Genomic DNA, 15,111 nt, shown 5'->3' with positions numbered 1-15,111 from the left:
GCACAGGGTCAGCCCAGCTCGGCACGGACCGCCTCGACGAAGCGGTCGACGTCGCCCTCGGTCGTGTCCCAGGCGCACATCCACCGCACCTGACCGGTCGTCTCGTCCCAGAAGTAGAAGCGGAAGCTCTCCATGAGCCGCTCGCTGGACTCGCGCGGCAGGATCGGGAAGACGGCATTGGCCTCGACCTCGTTGGGCAGGAGGAGACCCTCGACGCCGGCGACGCCATCAGCCAGGCGGCGGGCCATCGCGTTGGCGTGCTCGGCGTTGCGCCGCCACAGGTCGCCCTCGAAGAGCGCGAGCAGCTGCGACGAGACGAAGCGCATCTTGCTGGCCAGCTGCATCGACTGCTTGCGCAGGAAGGTCGTCCCGTGGACCCGCTCGGGCGACAGGACGACGACGGCCTCGGCCAGCATGGCCCCGCCCTTGGTCCCACCGAGGGAGAGGATGTCGACGCCGACGTCGGTGGTCAGCTCACGCAGCCCGACACCGAGCGCGGCCGCGGCGTTGGACAGGCGGGAGCCGTCGAGGTGCAGGACCCAGCCGAGCTCGTGGACGAGGTCGGCGATGGCGCGGATCTCGGCCGGCGTGTAGACGGTGCCGACCTCGGTGGAGTTGGTGATCGAGACGACGCCCACCTGGGCGAAGTGCTCGTCCTCGACCCGGGCCGGGTAGGCGCGGATGAGCTCCGGGGTCAGCTTGCCGTCCGGGGTGTCGATGACATTGACCTTGAAGCCGCCGACCCGCTCGGGGGCGGCCGCCTCGTCGACGTGGATGTGGGCGCTGCTGGTCGTGAGCACGGACGCCCACCGCGACGTGCAGGCCTGCAGCGCCAAGACATTGGCGCCGGTGCCGTTGAAGACCGGGAAGACCTCGACAGCCGTGCCGAAGACGTCACCGAGTACCTCGGTCAGGCGCGCGGTGTAGACGTCCTCGCCGTAGGCGACCTGGTGACCGCCGTTGGCCGCGACGATCGCCGCGAGGACCTCGGGGTGGATGCCGGCGTAGTTGTCGCTGGCGAAGCCCCGGGTCGACGGGTCGTGGAGGGGGGCGAAGGGGGAGGAGGTGCCGGTCTCGGCGGTCGTGTCGGTCACGCGGACATCTTCTCAGCGTCGCGGGCGGCCTCGTCGGCGCGGGGGTCGCGCGTGCCCGTGATGCCGCGGGTGGACTCGATGACCGGCGCCAGCTTCCCCCGCAGCGCCTCGTAGAAGACGTTGAGCGGGAACTCGTCGGGCTGGACGAGGTCGGTGAGTCCCTTGGGCGGGCCGTCGAGGGGGAGGTGCTCGGCCCCCTTCGCCCATGCCGACGCCGGGTGCGGCGCGACGTAGCCGGCGATGAAGCGGTGCGCGGCCATCCAGTGGCCGACCCGAGAGCGGTCGATGCCGTCGCGGTAGAGGGTCTCGACCTCGTCGGACAGGGCGACGACCACGGCCGGGACCTGCGCCCAGTCGAAGGTCAGCGTGTTGTCGGTCCAACGCAGCACGCCGTGCTTGTGCAGCCACGCGAAGAGCAGCTGTCCGCCGAGGCCGTCGTAGTTGCGCACCCGGTCGCCGGTGACGGGGAAGCGGAAGAGGCGGTCGAAGAGGATCGCCAGCTGCACGGCCCGGGCGTAGGGGTGGCCCGCCTCGGCCAGCGTCACGCCCTGCCGGAAGGTGTTGAGATCGCAGCGCAGCTCCTCGAGGGCGTACATCCAGAAGGGCATCCGCTGCTTGATCATGAAGGGATCGAAGGGAAGGTCCCCGTGGCTGTGCGTCCGGTCGTGGATGAGATCCCACATGGCGAAGGTCGCCTGCGCGACCTCCTGGGAGGCGACCAGCCGCTCGCCCTCAGGGGGCAGGTCGAGCCCGAGGACCTCGGCCGACGCGGCGGTCACGCGACGGAAGCGGGCGGCCTCGCGGTCGCAGAAGATCGCGCCCCAGCTGAACTTCGGCACCTCACGCACGGCGACCGTCTCGGGGAAGAGGACGGCCGAGTTGGTGTCGTAGCCGGGGGTGAGGTCGATGAAGCGCACCGGCAGGAACATCGGGTTGTCGTAGCGGGCCTCGACGTCGGCGAGCCACTGCGGCCACATGACGTCGAGGAGGACGGCCTCGAAGACGCGGTCGAGGTTGCCGTTCTGCGTGTACATCGGGAAGACGACGAGGTGCTGGGTGCCGTCGACCCGGTGCCGGTCGGGGCGGAAGGCGAGGAGCGAGTCGAGGAAGTCGGGCACGCCGAACCCACCGTCGACCCAGCGCTGCAGGTCCAGCGGCAGCGCCGCCAGGTAGTCGGCGTCGTGCGGGAAGTGCGGCGCCAGCTCGGCGATCCGCGTGGTCATCGTGGCGACGAGGGCGGTGGCGCGCTCGCGGTCGGCGTCATCACGCAGCGAACCGTCCGTGGTCTGCAGCAGGCGCAGCTCCTCGACGGCCGCCTTGAGGGCGAGCCACGCGGGATCGTCAGCTGCGACAACGCTGCTCGCGTCGACGACACCGTCGGTAGCCGGGGTCTCGGTCTCGAGTGCCCGTGAGCCGTTGCCCGCCCACGTCACGAGGTTGACCCACAGCTCCTCGTGGTCCAGCTCGCCGATCGAGTCGTCGCCGACGAGGTCGGAGTCGGCGAGGACGACCACGCGCCCCTGCCCGTGCTCGACGGTGACGGCGAGCGGCTGGCCGGCCGGGTGGGCGGTGGCGGAGCTGCGGACCAGGACGCGGGCCCCCTTCGCCCCGGAGACGTCGATGGTGCCGGCACGGTAGAAGCAGACCTCGCCGATGCCGGCCATGACGCCCTGCCCGGGACCGGTGCCCGTCTCGCCGAGGACCCAGGTCGCGTTGCCGAGATGGCGGCGGCCGCCGTCGGCGCGCTCGTGCACGAGGGTGGAGACGATGCCCAGACCGAAGGGAGCGAGCAGGTCGCCCAGGTTGTTGCCGTGGGCGTCGTGGTCGCACTCGGCGAGGACGACGAGACCGCCCCCCTTCGCCACATGGTCGGTGACCGCCGCGATCTCGGCGGAGGAGAGGACGGGCGGCAGGTCGCCGGCGACGCGCTCGCTGGAGGCCGCTGCGGGGTGGGCGATGACGAGGACGTCGGCGCCGTCGAGGGCCGCGGGGGTCAGCTCACCGTCGGTGTGGGCCAGCACCTGCGTGCCGCGCTCGCGCAGGACCGCGGCGGCCCGGGCCAGGCTCGCGTCGCCGGGGTTGGCCGGGTTCATCCGCGCGGCGAGGTCGGCATCGAGCGACCAGGCGCTGCTGTGGGCCTGGTCGAGGAGGACCCGGGCGAAGGGGGCGTTGGCGGTCATGACGGTCTCCGGAGGCATGTGCGGGAAGTTCAACGTCAATATCGTCTCAAAACCGAAGGATCTACGCCAGTTCGACGATTGGGCGCAGAGGCTGTGCCGTGAGGGCCACTTCCTCGTACCGTAGGGCCCATGGCATCCGTCACCCAGAAGTCAGCCCTCGAGTACGCCCCCACCCAGCTCCTCATCGGCGGTGAATGGCGCGACGCCGGCGAGGGGGCCACCTTCGCCGTGAGCGACCCCGCCACCGGCAAGACCCTCGTGGAGGTCGCCGACGCCACCGTCGCCGACGGCAAGGCCGCCCTCGACGCCGCTGTTGCGGCACAGGCCGAGTGGGCCGCGACCGACCCGCGGGTGCGCTCGGAGATCCTGCGCTCCGCCTTCGAGCTGCTCACCGAGCGGGCCGACACCTTCGCCATGCTGATGACGCTCGAGATGGGCAAGCCGCTCGCGGAGTCGCGCGGCGAGGTCACCTACGGCGCCGAGTTCTTCCGCTGGTTCGCCGAGGAGGCGGTGCGCATCCACGGCCGCTACGCCGTCGCCCCGTCGGGCGGCACCCGGCTGATGACGATGAAGCAGCCCGTCGGCCCCGTCTTCGCCATCACCCCGTGGAACTTCCCGCTTGCCATGGGCACCCGCAAGATCGGTCCGGCCATCGCAGCCGGTTGCACCACCGTGGTCAAGCCGGCCCACGAGACGCCGTTGACGATGCTGGCCCTCGGTCGGCTCCTGGAGGAGGTCGGTCTGCCCGCCGGCGTCCTCAACATCGTGCCGACGACCTCCTCCGGCGAGGTCAGCGAGCCGATCATCCGCGACCCGCGCCTGCGCAAGCTGACCTTCACCGGCTCCACGCCCGTGGGCAAGAAGCTCGTCGAGCAGTCCTCCGAGCAGCTGCTGCGCACGTCGATGGAGCTCGGAGGCAATGCCCCCTTCGTCGTCTTCGAGGACGCGGACCTCGAGCGCGCCGTCGAGGGCGCGATGCTCGCCAAGATGCGCAACATCGGTGAGGCGTGCACGGCTGCCAACCGGTTCATCGTCCACGAGTCGATCGCAGCCGACTTCGCCGCGGCGCTCGCCGACCGCATGGGTGCGCTGAGCATGGGCAAGGGGACGACGAAGGGGGTCGACGTCGGCCCGCTCATCACGGAGAAGGCGCGCGCCGGTGTCGCCGAGCTCGTCGACGACGCGATCGCCCAGGGCGCCACCGCACTCGTCGGGGGCGAGGTGCCCTCCGGCAAGGGCTGGTTCTACCCGCCGACCGTCCTCACCGACGTGCCGGCGAGCGCTAGGGTGCTCACCCAGGAGATCTTCGGTCCGGTCGCGCCGATCACGACCTTCCGCACCGAGGAGGAGGCGATCGCCCTGGCCAACTCCACGGAGTACGGCCTCGTCGCCTACGTGTTTACGGAACGCACGAGCCGTGTCATCAAGGTCGCCGAGGCGCTCGAGTTCGGCATGGTCGGCATCAACCAGGGCATCGTGTCCAACCCGTCGGCTCCCTTCGGCGGGGTCAAGCACTCCGGCTTCGGCCGCGAAGGGGGCTTCGAGGGCATCGAGGAGTACCTCGAGACCAAGTACGTCGGTCTGGCGCTCTGACGTGGCGCTGGTTCTGTCATGACCAAGACCTGGCGCACCCGGCTCCAGCTCGTCGGGGGCCTCCTGCTGATCCTGCTCGCGGCGTGGATCGTCGTGGCCGGGGGATCTGGCGGCGACTCCGGCCGTGACTCGGGTGGTGAATCATCGACGACCTCGTCCGGGAGCTCGACACCGGGCTCCGGTCTCGACACGATCGCCGAGTCCGCCCTGCCGGCCGAGGGCCGCGAGACGCTCGCCCTGATCCGCTCGGACGGGCCCTTCCCCTACGACCGTGACGGGATCACCTTCCAGAACAGGGAGGGGATCCTCCCTTCGCAGCAGCGCGGCTACTACCGCGAGTACACGGTGCCCACGCCGGGCGAGAGCGACCGCGGTGCCCGGCGGATCGTCGGGGGCGACGCCGGTGACCGGTACTACACGGACGACCACTACGACAGCTTCCGCCAGATCCGGGAGGGCCAGTGATCCACATCGAGGCCGCGGGGGTCGACGGGCTCCTCGCTCGGGCCGTCGCCGGGACCGACCACGTGCACCTCGTCGACGGGGGCGCCGACCGCGAGGAGATCTACGACCGCTTCGCCCGCGGGCTGCTCTTCCCCGCGCACTTCGGGCGCAACCTCGACGCGCTGATGGACTGCCTGCGCGACGTCGCCGACCGGCACGACGCGCCGTGGACCCTCGTGTGGCGGCCCGGTCACCACGACGCACCCGACCCGATGCACCCCGGCGGCGGCGTCGGGACCGATCCCGCGATCCTCGACGTGCTCTCGGACCTGGACGACGAGTACCCGGACCTGAGCATCGTCATCGCCGACCGCTGACCCGCACGACCTCAAGGAGATGCGGCTTGGGTGCGCACGACCTTAAGGAGATGCGAACCCCGAGCGCACGACCTTAAGGAGATGTGGCTTGGGTGCGCACGACCTTAAGGAGATGCGAAGGGAGGGGGGTCAGGTCAGCTTGGACAGGCCGGCCGCGAGGGCGAAGCCGACCGCGGTGGCCAGACCGGCGGCCGCGCCGGCCTTGGACCGGGCCTCGGGGATCATCTCGTCGACGAGCATGACGAGCAGGGCGCCCGCAGCGAAGCCGTTGATGACGGCGGCGCCGGTGTCGCCGGAGACGTCCGCGAGCGCGTACCCGCCGACGGTGGCGAGGGCGCACACGGTCGTGACCCCGGCCCACAGCAGCAGGATCGAGCGGCGCGCGGTCCCGTCGCGGCGCATGTCCGAGGCGGAGCCGATCGACTCCGGCAGGTTGGAGATCCACACCGCGACGAGCAGGGCGACGCTCACCGGGCCACCCGAGGCGAGCCCGATGCCCAGCACCGCCTGCTCGGGGATGCCGTCGAGGAAGGCACCGAAGGCCAGGCCCGTGCCCCCTTCGTCCTTGTGGGTCTCGCCGTCCTTGTGGGTCTCGCCGCGGTGGCGGCGCGCGCCCAGAGCCTGGATGCCCGCGTTGCCGCCGGCGAAGGCGAGCGCCCCGAGGGCGATGCCGATGGCCACAGGGACCGGGCCGCCCGTCTGCAGGCCCTCCTCGGCGAGCTCGAAGGACACGGAGGCGATGAGCGCACCCGCGCCGAAGGCGAGCACGAGGCCGACGAGACGGCCGGGCCAGGTGCGGGCCACGCCGAGCAGCGCGCCGACGAGCAGCGACGACGCGGCGAGCGCTCCCCAGAGCAGTGCGGCACCCATGTGGCCTCCTTCGGTGGTGACCTCACGATCATCGCACCGCCGACTTGCCATGATGGGGGAGTGACGACACCCACCGACACCCGGATCACCCTCTCCCGCGTCATGTCCCAGTCGGAGGCCAACCTCCTGGGCAATGTGCACGGCGGCAACATCATGAAGATGGTCGACGACACCGCGGGCGTCTCCGCCAACCGCTTCGCCCAGGGCCCGGCCGTGACCGCGGCGATGGACGAGATGGCCTTCCTCAACCCGGTGCGGGTCGGCGACGTGCTCCACGTGAGCGCGCAGGTCAACTGGGCCGGGACCTCCTCGATGGAGGTCGGCGTGCGGGCCGAGGTCGACCGGTGGGACGCCGTCACCGAGCGCGTCCACGTCGCGAGCGCCTACCTGGTCTTCGTCGCGGTCGATGCCGAAGGGGGGACCCGTCGCGTCCCCGAGCTGAGCATCGAGACCCCCGAGGAGCGGCGCCACTTCCGCGAGGCGGAGATCCGCCGCGCCAACCGGCTGGCTCGCCGCGAGGCAATCGACCACAGCCGCCGCGAGAGCGACGAGGCGACGGCATGAGCACCCGCGTCACGCTCCTGGGCTCCACCGGCTCGATCGGCACCCAGGGTCTGCAGGTCATCGAGGCCCACCCCGACCGATTCGAGGTGGAGGTGCTCTCGGGAGGTTCCAACATCGGGCTGCTCGCCGAGCAGGCCGCGCGTCATCTCCCTTCGCTCGTCGCGGCGGCGACCGGCACCCGCGACGCGCTGACCGCGGCCATCGCCGCGGCCGCGGACGCAGCCGGGGTGACCGGCTATGACCCCCAGGTGATCGTGGGGGAGGAGGCGGCGACCGAGGCGGCCGGCGCGCCCACCGACGTCGTGCTCAACGGCATCACCGGCGCCATCGGCCTGCGGCCCACGCTCGCCGCGCTGCGCTCGGGGGCACGTCTGGCCCTGGCCAACAAGGAGTCGCTGATCATCGGCGGACCGATCGTGCGTGAGCTCGCCGCGCCCGACCAGATCGTGCCCGTCGACTCCGAGCACTCCGCCATCGCCCAGGCCCTGCGCTCCGGCCGGACCGACGAGGTGCGCAAGCTCGTCGTGACCGCGAGCGGTGGGCCCTTCCGCGGCATGGACCGGGACGCGCTGCGCGAGGTGACCCCGGCTGCTGCCCTCAAGCACCCCAACTTCGCGATGGGACGGGTCATCACGACCAACAGCGCGACGCTGGTCAACAAGGGGCTGGAGCTGATCGAGGCGCACCTGCTCTTCGACGTGCCGATGGACCGGATCGAGGCGGTCGTCCACCCGCAGCAGATCATCCACTCGATGGTCGAGTTCCACGACGGCGCCGTCATCGCCCAGCTCGGGCTGCCGACGATGCTCGCCCCCATCGCGCTCGGCCTGTCGTGGCCGGAGCGGCTGACCGATGTCGAGACGCCGGTCGACTGGACCCGGGCGCAGGACTGGCGCTTCGAGCCGCTCGATGACGCGGCCTTCCCGGCCGTGCGGCTGGCGCAGCAGGTCGGCGCCGCCGGCGGCACCCACCCGGCGGTCTACAACGCTGCCAACGAGGTAGGGGTCGACGCCTTCCACGACGGTGTCTGCCGGTTCACCGACATCGTCGACACGATCGCCGAGGTGGTCGATCGGCACGACGGCGCGCAGTTCGACGCGCACACGGTCGACGGCGTGCTCGCCGCGGACGCGTGGGCGCGAGCCGAGGCGGCCGCGATCCTCGGGGGCTGACCGAAGGGAGGGACCTGTCAGGTCATCGTGAGACCATTTCGCCATGCTCTACGTCCTGGGGGTCCTTCTCGCCGTGCTGGGGATCGGTCTGTCGATCGCCCTGCACGAGATCGGGCACCTCGTGCCGGCCAAGAAGTTCGGCGTCCGCGTGCCGCAGTACATGGTCGGCTTCGGGCCGACCATCTGGTCGCGCCGCCGTGGTGAGACCGAGTACGGGGTCAAGGCGATCCCCCTGGGCGGCTACATCCGGATGATCGGCATGTTCCCTCCCGCCAAGGACCAGGCCGAGGGCACCATGCGCTCCTCCAGCACCGGCCGGATGAGCCAGCTCGTCGAGGAGGCGCGCCAGCAGAGCCTCGAGGAGGTGCAGCCCGGCGACGACGGCCGGATGTTCTACCAGCTGCCGATCTGGAAGCGGATCATCATCATGCTCGGCGGCCCGGTGATGAACCTGCTGATCGCGCTCGTGCTCTTCACCGGCATCTTCACCCTCCACGGTGTGTCCGTGACGACCCCGACGATCTCCTCGGTCAACCAGTGCGTCGACATCAAGCAGATGGGCCAGCAGGCCGCCGAGACCTGCACCGCCGACATGCCCGTGGCTCCCGCCAACGCGGCCGGCCTCAAGCCCGGCGACAGGATCACCGCGATCAACGGCACCCAGGTCACGACGTGGACCGACGTGCGGTTGGCGATCCGGGCCAACCTCGACAAGCAGCTGACGATGACGGTCGACCGCGCCGGGTCGACCACGACGCTCACCGCCGACCCGATCGTGCTCGACATGCCGGTCTACGGCGACGACGGCGAGCCCGAGAAGGACGCGACGGGAGCGATCCGCACTGAGCGTGCTGGCTTCCTCGGTGCCTCCGGCAGCGTCGAGACGCAGCAGCAGCCGATCACCGCGGTCCCGGGGCTCTTCGGCGACCAGGTCGGCGCCACCTACGAGCTGCTCGTCAAGATCCCGCAGAAGCTCGTCGGTGTCGCCGAGGCGGCCTTCGGCAGCAGCGAGCGCGACCCCAACGGTCCGATGTCCGTGGTCGGTGTCGGGCGGATCGCCGGTGAGGTCGCCAGCTCCGACCTCTTCGGTGACACGGGGGACAAGGCGATCCTCCTGCTGACCCTGCTCAGCTCGCTCAACCTCGTCCTCTTCGCCTTCAACACCGTCCCACTGCTGCCGCTCGACGGCGGCCACGTCGCCGGTGCGCTGTGGGAGGGTGTCAAGAAGGGCTGGGCCAGGGTGCGCGGACTGCCCGATCCCGGACCCGTCGACGTGGCCAAGGCGATGCCGCTGGCCTATGTCGTCGCCATCGCCTTCATCGGCATGACCCTGCTGCTCGTCTACGCCGACATCGTCAAGCCCGTCCGGCTCACCTGAGGCGGGTCCCAGCGAGTGTCCAGCCGCTGGGACGCATAATGGATGGCATGAGCGTCTCCCTCGGCATGCCCAAGGCCCCGGCCCCGGTCCTCGCACCACGTCGTCCCACCCGCCAGATCAAGGTCGGCTCGGTCGGTGTCGGCAGCGAGTCCCCGATCTCGGTGCAATCGATGACGACGACGCTGACCTCCGACGTCAACACCACGCTGCAGCAGATCGCCGAGCTCACCGCCGCCGGCTGCGACATCGTGCGGGTGGCCTGCCCCAGCCAGGACGACGCCGACGCGCTCGCCGAGATCGCCCAGCACAGCCAGATCCCGGTCATCGCCGACATCCACTTCCAGCCCAAGTACGTCTTCCAGGCCATCGAGGCCGGCTGCGCGGCCGTGCGCGTCAACCCGGGCAACATCCGCAAGTTCGACGACCAGGTCAAGGAGATCGCCAAGGCGGCCAAGGACCACGGCACCTCGATCCGCATCGGCGTCAACGCCGGCAGCCTCGACAAGCGCATCCTCGACAAGTACGGCAAGGCCACGCCCGAGGCCCTCGTCGAGTCGGCTGTGTGGGAGGCCGGGCTCTTCGAGGAGCACGACTTCCACGACTTCAAGATCTCGGTCAAGCACAACGACCCGGTGATCATGGTGCGGGCATACGAGCTGCTCGCCGAGGCCGGTGACTGGCCGCTGCACCTCGGTGTCACCGAGGCTGGGCCCGCCTTCCAGGGCACGATCAAGTCCGCGACCGCCTTCGGCGCACTGCTGTCGAAGGGGATCGGCGACACGATCCGTGTCTCCCTCTCGGCGCCGCCGGTCGAGGAGATCAAGGTCGGCCAGCAGATCCTGCAGTCCCTCGGCCTGCGTCCGCGCAAGCTCGAGATCGTCTCCTGCCCCAGCTGTGGCCGCGCGCAGGTCGACGTCTACAAGCTCGCCGAGGAGGTCACTGCCGGCCTCGAGGGCATGACCGTCCCGCTGCGCGTCGCGGTCATGGGCTGCGTCGTCAACGGCCCGGGCGAGGCCCGCGAGGCCGACCTCGGTGTCGCCTCCGGCAACGGCAAGGGCCAGATCTTCGTCAAGGGCGAGGTCATCAAGACCGTGCCCGAGAGCAAGATCGTCGAGACCCTCATCGAGGAGGCCATGCGCATCGCCGAGGAGATGGGCGAGCCCCTCGACGGCGAGGAGTCCGGCGCGACCGTCTCGGTGGGCTGACCGAAGGGGGTGACCCCCTTCGCCACCCGCGACGCGGCTGCCTCATTAGGCTGGCGGGGTGCTGCGCACCCGCCAACCCACCCGGCTCCTGGGCCCCGACGACGTCGATGCCGCCCTGGACCTGTGCGCGCGCGATCCCGCGGCCCACGTCTTCGTCGCCAGCCGCATCCTCGACGGCGGCCTGGGCTCCGGCTCCTCCGCTGCCTACGGCTGGTTCGACGACGGTGAGCTCGAGGCCCTCGTGTGGACCCTCGCCAATGTCGTGCCGGTGGGGACCTCGACCGCGAGCTGGGCCGCGCTCGCGGCACAGGTGCGCAAGGTGCGCCGCCGCTCTGCGTCCTTCCTCGGCCCGCGCGACGAGGTGCACGGGCTGTGGCGGGCCGCAGGCGATGACTTCCCGGCTCCCCGCACCATCCGGGCCGAGCAGCCCCTGCTCGCGTCGCACACACCCCCTTCGCAGCTGGGCGTGCGACTCGACCCGCGCGTGCGCCCCGCGACCATCGACGAGGTCGACCTCGTGCTGCCGGCGGCCGAGCACATGTTCACCCAGGAGATCGGCTACCGGCCCTACACGGGCAGCCCCGCCTTCTACCGCGACTCGATCTGGCGGCTCGTCCGCGCCGGCCGCACCTATGTCGTCGTGGAGGACGGTCGGGTGATCTTCAAGGCCGACGTCGGGTCGGTGGCCCTCGGTGCCTGCCAGGTCCAGGGCGTGTGGCTGACCCCGCAGCTGCGCGGGCAGGGGCTCGCCGCGCCGATGATGGCCGCTGCCCTCGAGCAGGCGATGCTCGACCACGCACCGCTGGCCACGCTCTACGTCAACGACTTCAACGCGCCGGCACTGGCGACCTACCGACGCATCGGCATGGAGCGGGTCGGGACCTTCTCGACGATCCTCTTCTGACACCTCGACCCCGCTCGCGGCGGGGTCGAGGTGTCAGCGATGCCTCTCAGAGGGTGAAGACGATCTTGCCGACGTGGTCACCGTCGACCATCTGGGCAAACCCGTCGCGGGCCTGCTCCAGCGGCATCTCGGCGTGCACCAGCGGACGGGTGCCCGTCGAGTGGAGCATCTGCACGAGCGCGTCGAGCTCGTCCCGCGTGCCCATCGTGGAGCCGATGACGCTCAGCTGGAGGAAGAAGATGCGCGTCAGCTCGGCGTCGTCGGGCTTGGGCCCGCTCGTCGTGCCGGCGATCACGATCCGGCCGCCGGGTCGCAGGGCGCGGATCGAGTGCGTCCACGTCGCCTGGCCGACCGTCTCCATGACGGCGTCCACCTTGACCGGCAGCCGCTCACCCGAGCCGAAGACCTCGTGGGCGCCGAGCTCGAGCGCGCGCGCCTGCTTGGCCTCGCTGCGCGAGGTGGCGTAGACCCGCAGCCCGGCGGCGCGCGCGAGCGTGATGAGCGCGGTCGAGACGCCACCGCCGACGCCCTGGACGAGCACGCTCTCGCCCGGGCGCATCGCGCCCCGGACGAAGAGCATCCGGTAGGCGGTCAGCCAGGCCGTGGGCAGGCATGCCGCCTCGACCATGCTCAGGCCCTCGGGCTTGGGGACGAGGTTGCGACGGGGGACGACGACCGTGTCGGCGAAGGTGCCCTGGTAGCGCTCCGAGAGAAGGGAGCGGCGCGGGTCCGTGGTCTCGTCGGCCCCGGTGAAGGCCGGGTCGTTGATGACCGCGTGGACCACGACCTCGTTGCCGTCCTCGTCGAGACCCGCTGCGTCGCAGCCGAGGATCATCGGCAGGGCGTCGGCCTTGAGGCCCTGCCCGCGCAGCGACCACACGTCGTGGTGGTTGAGCGCGGCGGCCTTGACGGTCACCGTGGCCCACCCCTCGGGTGCGACCGGGTCGGGGCGCTCACCGACGACGAGTCCGGCCAGCGGGTCCTGCGGGTTGATGCTCTCGGCGTACACGGCGCGCATCGGTGCGCTCCTCTCGGTCGGGAATCACTCCCTCCCACTCTGCCAGTTGTCCGGGGTGACCACCTGCGGGGGTCGACGGGGGCGCAGGCCGCTCAGCGACCGCGAGCCCCCGTGCGTCGGGATAGCGTGGAGCCGACCGGTATCCCCGTCGTCAGGAGTCACCATGGGCACGATCGCAGACAACGTCATCGCCACGCTCCGGGCCAACGGGGTGACCCGCGCCTACGGGGTGCCGGGGGACTCGCTCAACGGCTTCACCGAGGCCATGCGACGCGACGGGTCCATCACCTGGCGCCTGGTCCGCCACGAGGAGTCGGCAGCCTTCGCGGCCGCCGCCGACGCCGAGCTGACCGGTGAGCTCGCCGTCGTCCTCGGCAGCTGCGGCCCGGGCAACCTGCACCTGATCAACGGCCTCTTCGACGCCCAGCGCAGCCGCGTGCCGGTCCTGGCGATCGCCGCGCAGATCCCGAGCGCGGAGATCGGCAGCGGGTACTTCCAGGAGACCCACCCGCAAAACCTCTTCCAGGAGTGCAGCGTCTACTGCGAGATGGTCTCCGACCCCACGCAGATGCCGCGCATGCTGCAGACGGCCATGCGCGCCGCCATCCAGGAGCGCGGCGTCGCGGTCCTCGTCGTCCCCGGCGAGGTCGCCCAGGCCGAGGCCGTCGACGAGCGGGTCACCGTCATCGAGCGCGGCCGGGCCCGCGTCGTCCCCGCAGCCGACCAGCTCGACCGAGCAGCGCAGCTGCTCGGTGCCTCCAAGCGCACGACCCTGCTCGTCGGGGCCGGCGCCGCCGGCGCCAAGGACGACGTCCTCGCGCTCGCGGACCGTCTCGCGGCACCGGTGGTGCACACCCTTCGCTCCAAGCAGGAGATCGAGGGGGACAACCCCTTCGACGTCGGCCTGACCGGGCTGCTCGGCTTCGCGTCCGGGTACCGGGCGATGGAGGAGGCCGACACCGTGCTCATGCTCGGTACCGACTTCCCGTACCGCCAGTTCTACCCGCAGGGCGCGACCTTCATCCAGGTCGACCTGCGCGGTGAGCACCTCGGTCGTCGCGTGCCCCTCGACCTCGGTCTCGTCGGCGACGTCGGCGACACCATCCGGGCACTGCTCCCGCTGCTGCAGCCGGCGTCCGACCGCAAGCACCTCGAGGACGCCGTCAAGCACTACGGCAAGACCCGCGACAAGCTCGACGAGCTGGCGCAGCCGCCCAAGAAGGGGATCTTCGCCAAGAAGGGCCAGCCGATCCACCCCCAGTACCTGGCGCGCCTCGTGGACGAGATCGCCTCGGACGACGCGGTCTTCATCCCCGACGTCGGCTCGCCGGTCGTCTACGCGGCGCGCTACCTCGAGTGCCGCGGCGACCGCCGGCTCATCGGGTCCTTCATCCACGGCTCGATGGCCAATGCGCTCCCGCAGGCCATCGGCGCGCAGCTGGCCCACCCCGGCCGGCAGGTCGTCACGCTGAGCGGTGATGGTGGGCTCGCGATGCTCATGGGAGAGCTGCTCACGGTGCGCCAGCACGACCTGCCGATCAAGATCGTGGTGCTCAACAACTCCTCGCTCAACTTCGTCGAGCTGGAGATGAAGGCCGCCGGCCTGCCCGGCTTCGGCACCGACCTGCACAACCCCGACTTCTCGCAGGTCGCCGAGGCCTGCGGCATCAAGGGCTTCCGGGTGACCGAGTCCGCTGACCTCGAAGGGAGCCTGCGCGAGGCCTTCGCGCACGACGGCCCCGCCCTCGTCGACGTCGTCACCGAGCGCCAGGAGATGACGATCCCGCCCGCGATCTCGGCGGAGCAGGTCAAGGGCTTCACCCTCTACGCGCTGCGCACCGTCATGTCCGGCCGCGGCGACGAGCTGCTCGACCTGTCGCGGGTCAACCTGCGACAGATCTTCTGACAAGGAGTCCCATGCCCCGTCCCGACCTCCCGACCACCGGCCTCGCCGCCCTCCTCCTCGCCTCGGGTGTCATCCACCTGGTGCGCCCCCAGGTCTTCGAGCCGATGGTGCCCACCCCCCTTCGTCAGCATGACCGGCTCCTCGTCACGGGATCCGGCGTAGCCGAGATCGCTTGTGCTGCCGGCCTGCTCGTCCCGGCGACCCGACCTGCCGCCGGCTGGGCGAGCGCCGCGCTGCTCGTGGGGGTCTTCCCGGCCAATGTCCAGATGAGCATCGACCACGGCCGGCGGGCACAGCGCAAGCGCACCCCGCAGGCCGTCGGCGTCTTCGCCGCCGCGCTCGCCCGGCTGCCCCTGCAGTGGCCCCTGGTGCGTGTCGCGCTGCGGGCGGCGCAGCGCGGGTGACC

At 71.1% G+C, this 15,111-nt stretch carries 14 protein-coding genes; 10 read left to right on the top strand and 4 right to left on the bottom strand.

Annotated elements, in window-relative coordinates; translation table 11 throughout:
* Positions 1 to 8 precede the first annotated feature (8 nt).
* Together EXU32_RS09600 and EXU32_RS09595 are read right to left on the bottom strand one after the other, a co-directional pair.
* On the bottom strand, positions 9 to 1,094 hold the full coding sequence (locus tag EXU32_RS09600) for a threonine aldolase family protein (protein ID WP_130629703.1): 1,086 nt from the start codon (positions 1,092 to 1,094) through the stop codon (positions 9 to 11).
* The gene (locus tag EXU32_RS09595; RefSeq protein WP_347400271.1) at positions 1,091 to 3,292 is read right to left on the bottom strand and encodes a DUF6421 family protein; all 2,202 of its coding nucleotides are present in this window, start codon (positions 3,290 to 3,292) and stop codon (positions 1,091 to 1,093) included. The genes EXU32_RS09600 and EXU32_RS09595 overlap by 4 nt, the downstream gene beginning before the upstream one ends.
* A gap of 111 nt (positions 3,293 to 3,403) precedes the next feature.
* On the opposite strand from EXU32_RS09595, the gene EXU32_RS09590 reads away from it, so the two are divergent.
* From EXU32_RS09590 to EXU32_RS09580, 3 genes are read left to right on the top strand one after another with little or no spacing between them, the layout of a single operon-like run.
* On the top strand, positions 3,404 to 4,867 hold the full coding sequence (locus EXU32_RS09590) for an NAD-dependent succinate-semialdehyde dehydrogenase (protein ID WP_130629702.1): 1,464 nt from the start codon (positions 3,404 to 3,406) through the stop codon (positions 4,865 to 4,867).
* 18 nt (positions 4,868 to 4,885) lie between these two features.
* Positions 4,886 to 5,332 carry a ribonuclease domain-containing protein gene (locus EXU32_RS09585; protein ID WP_130629701.1) on the top strand — a complete coding sequence of 149 codons (447 nt, stop codon included), beginning with the start codon at positions 4,886 to 4,888 and terminating at the stop codon, positions 5,330 to 5,332.
* Positions 5,329 to 5,688, top strand: a complete 360-nt coding sequence (locus EXU32_RS09580) for a barstar family protein (RefSeq protein WP_207233772.1) — start codon at positions 5,329 to 5,331, stop codon at positions 5,686 to 5,688. Before EXU32_RS09585 ends, EXU32_RS09580 begins: the two co-directional genes overlap by 4 nt.
* A 129-nt stretch (positions 5,689 to 5,817) precedes the next feature.
* On the opposite strand, the gene EXU32_RS09575 is transcribed toward EXU32_RS09580, so the two are convergent.
* Positions 5,818 to 6,558: a ZIP family metal transporter gene (locus EXU32_RS09575; protein WP_130629700.1), complete on the bottom strand. Its 741-nt coding sequence runs from the start codon at positions 6,556 to 6,558 to the stop codon at positions 5,818 to 5,820.
* Between the two features lie 60 nt (positions 6,559 to 6,618).
* Here EXU32_RS09575 and EXU32_RS09570 point away from each other — a divergent pair, with 60 nt between their 5' ends.
* The 5 genes from EXU32_RS09570 to EXU32_RS09550 are packed head-to-tail and all read left to right on the top strand — an operon-like array spanning position 6,619 to position 11,781.
* The gene (locus tag EXU32_RS09570; RefSeq protein WP_242612748.1) at positions 6,619 to 7,122 is read left to right on the top strand and encodes an acyl-CoA thioesterase; all 504 of its coding nucleotides are present in this window, start codon (positions 6,619 to 6,621) and stop codon (positions 7,120 to 7,122) included.
* Positions 7,119 to 8,294: a 1-deoxy-D-xylulose-5-phosphate reductoisomerase gene (gene dxr, locus EXU32_RS09565; RefSeq protein ID WP_130629699.1), complete on the top strand. Its 1,176-nt coding sequence runs from the start codon at positions 7,119 to 7,121 to the stop codon at positions 8,292 to 8,294. The genes EXU32_RS09570 and dxr overlap by 4 nt, the downstream gene beginning before the upstream one ends.
* Positions 8,295 to 8,337: 43 nt before the next feature.
* Positions 8,338 to 9,672, top strand: a complete 1,335-nt coding sequence (locus EXU32_RS09560) for a M50 family metallopeptidase (protein WP_130629698.1) — start codon at positions 8,338 to 8,340, stop codon at positions 9,670 to 9,672.
* 47 nt (positions 9,673 to 9,719) lie between these two features.
* Positions 9,720 to 10,877, top strand: coding sequence for a flavodoxin-dependent (E)-4-hydroxy-3-methylbut-2-enyl-diphosphate synthase (ispG, locus tag EXU32_RS09555; RefSeq protein WP_130629697.1), 1,158 nt, complete (start codon positions 9,720 to 9,722; stop codon positions 10,875 to 10,877).
* A 58-nt stretch (positions 10,878 to 10,935) separates the two neighbouring features.
* Positions 10,936 to 11,781: a GNAT family N-acetyltransferase gene (locus tag EXU32_RS09550; RefSeq protein ID WP_130629696.1), complete on the top strand. Its 846-nt coding sequence runs from the start codon at positions 10,936 to 10,938 to the stop codon at positions 11,779 to 11,781.
* A gap of 46 nt (positions 11,782 to 11,827) precedes the next feature.
* On the opposite strand, the gene EXU32_RS09545 is transcribed toward EXU32_RS09550, so the two are convergent.
* Positions 11,828 to 12,799, bottom strand: a complete 972-nt coding sequence (locus EXU32_RS09545; protein WP_130629695.1) for a zinc-binding dehydrogenase — start codon at positions 12,797 to 12,799, stop codon at positions 11,828 to 11,830.
* A gap of 163 nt (positions 12,800 to 12,962) precedes the next feature.
* Between EXU32_RS09545 and poxB the strand changes: the two genes are divergently transcribed.
* Together poxB and EXU32_RS09535 are read left to right on the top strand one after the other, a co-directional pair.
* On the top strand, positions 12,963 to 14,705 hold the full coding sequence (poxB, locus tag EXU32_RS09540) for a ubiquinone-dependent pyruvate dehydrogenase (RefSeq protein ID WP_130629694.1): 1,743 nt from the start codon (positions 12,963 to 12,965) through the stop codon (positions 14,703 to 14,705).
* An 11-nt stretch (positions 14,706 to 14,716) separates the two neighbouring features.
* Positions 14,717 to 15,109: a DoxX family protein gene (locus tag EXU32_RS09535; RefSeq protein WP_130629693.1), complete on the top strand. Its 393-nt coding sequence runs from the start codon at positions 14,717 to 14,719 to the stop codon at positions 15,107 to 15,109.
* Positions 15,110 to 15,111: the final 2 nt, after the last annotated feature.

It is taken from the genome of Janibacter limosus (assembly GCF_004295485.1).
In the GTDB taxonomy this organism is placed as follows: Bacteria; Actinomycetota; Actinomycetes; order Actinomycetales; family Dermatophilaceae; genus Janibacter; species Janibacter limosus_A.
The sequence above is the reverse complement of the archived record's forward strand: the minus strand, read 5'-3'. Positions and strand labels throughout refer to the sequence as shown.

What these genes read in the sequence shown, in the direction of transcription:
- EXU32_RS09535 (WP_130629693.1), top strand. Translation starts at nt 14,717, where the DNA reads ATGCCCCGTCCCGACCTCCCGACCACCGGCCTCGCCGCCCTCCTCCTC.
- ispG (WP_130629697.1), top strand. Translation starts at nt 9,720, where the DNA reads ATGAGCGTCTCCCTCGGCATGCCCAAGGCCCCGGCCCCGGTCCTCGCA.
- EXU32_RS09575 (WP_130629700.1), bottom strand. Translation starts at nt 6,558, where the DNA reads ATGGGTGCCGCACTGCTCTGGGGAGCGCTCGCCGCGTCGTCGCTGCTC.
- EXU32_RS09545 (WP_130629695.1), bottom strand. Translation starts at nt 12,799, where the DNA reads ATGCGCGCCGTGTACGCCGAGAGCATCAACCCGCAGGACCCGCTGGCC.
- EXU32_RS09585 (WP_130629701.1), top strand. Translation starts at nt 4,886, where the DNA reads ATGACCAAGACCTGGCGCACCCGGCTCCAGCTCGTCGGGGGCCTCCTG.
- EXU32_RS09595 (WP_347400271.1), bottom strand. Translation starts at nt 3,292, where the DNA reads ATGCCTCCGGAGACCGTCATGACCGCCAACGCCCCCTTCGCCCGGGTC.
- dxr (WP_130629699.1), top strand. Translation starts at nt 7,119, where the DNA reads ATGAGCACCCGCGTCACGCTCCTGGGCTCCACCGGCTCGATCGGCACC.
- EXU32_RS09590 (WP_130629702.1), top strand. Translation starts at nt 3,404, where the DNA reads ATGGCATCCGTCACCCAGAAGTCAGCCCTCGAGTACGCCCCCACCCAG.
- EXU32_RS09560 (WP_130629698.1), top strand. Translation starts at nt 8,338, where the DNA reads ATGCTCTACGTCCTGGGGGTCCTTCTCGCCGTGCTGGGGATCGGTCTG.
- poxB (WP_130629694.1), top strand. Translation starts at nt 12,963, where the DNA reads ATGGGCACGATCGCAGACAACGTCATCGCCACGCTCCGGGCCAACGGG.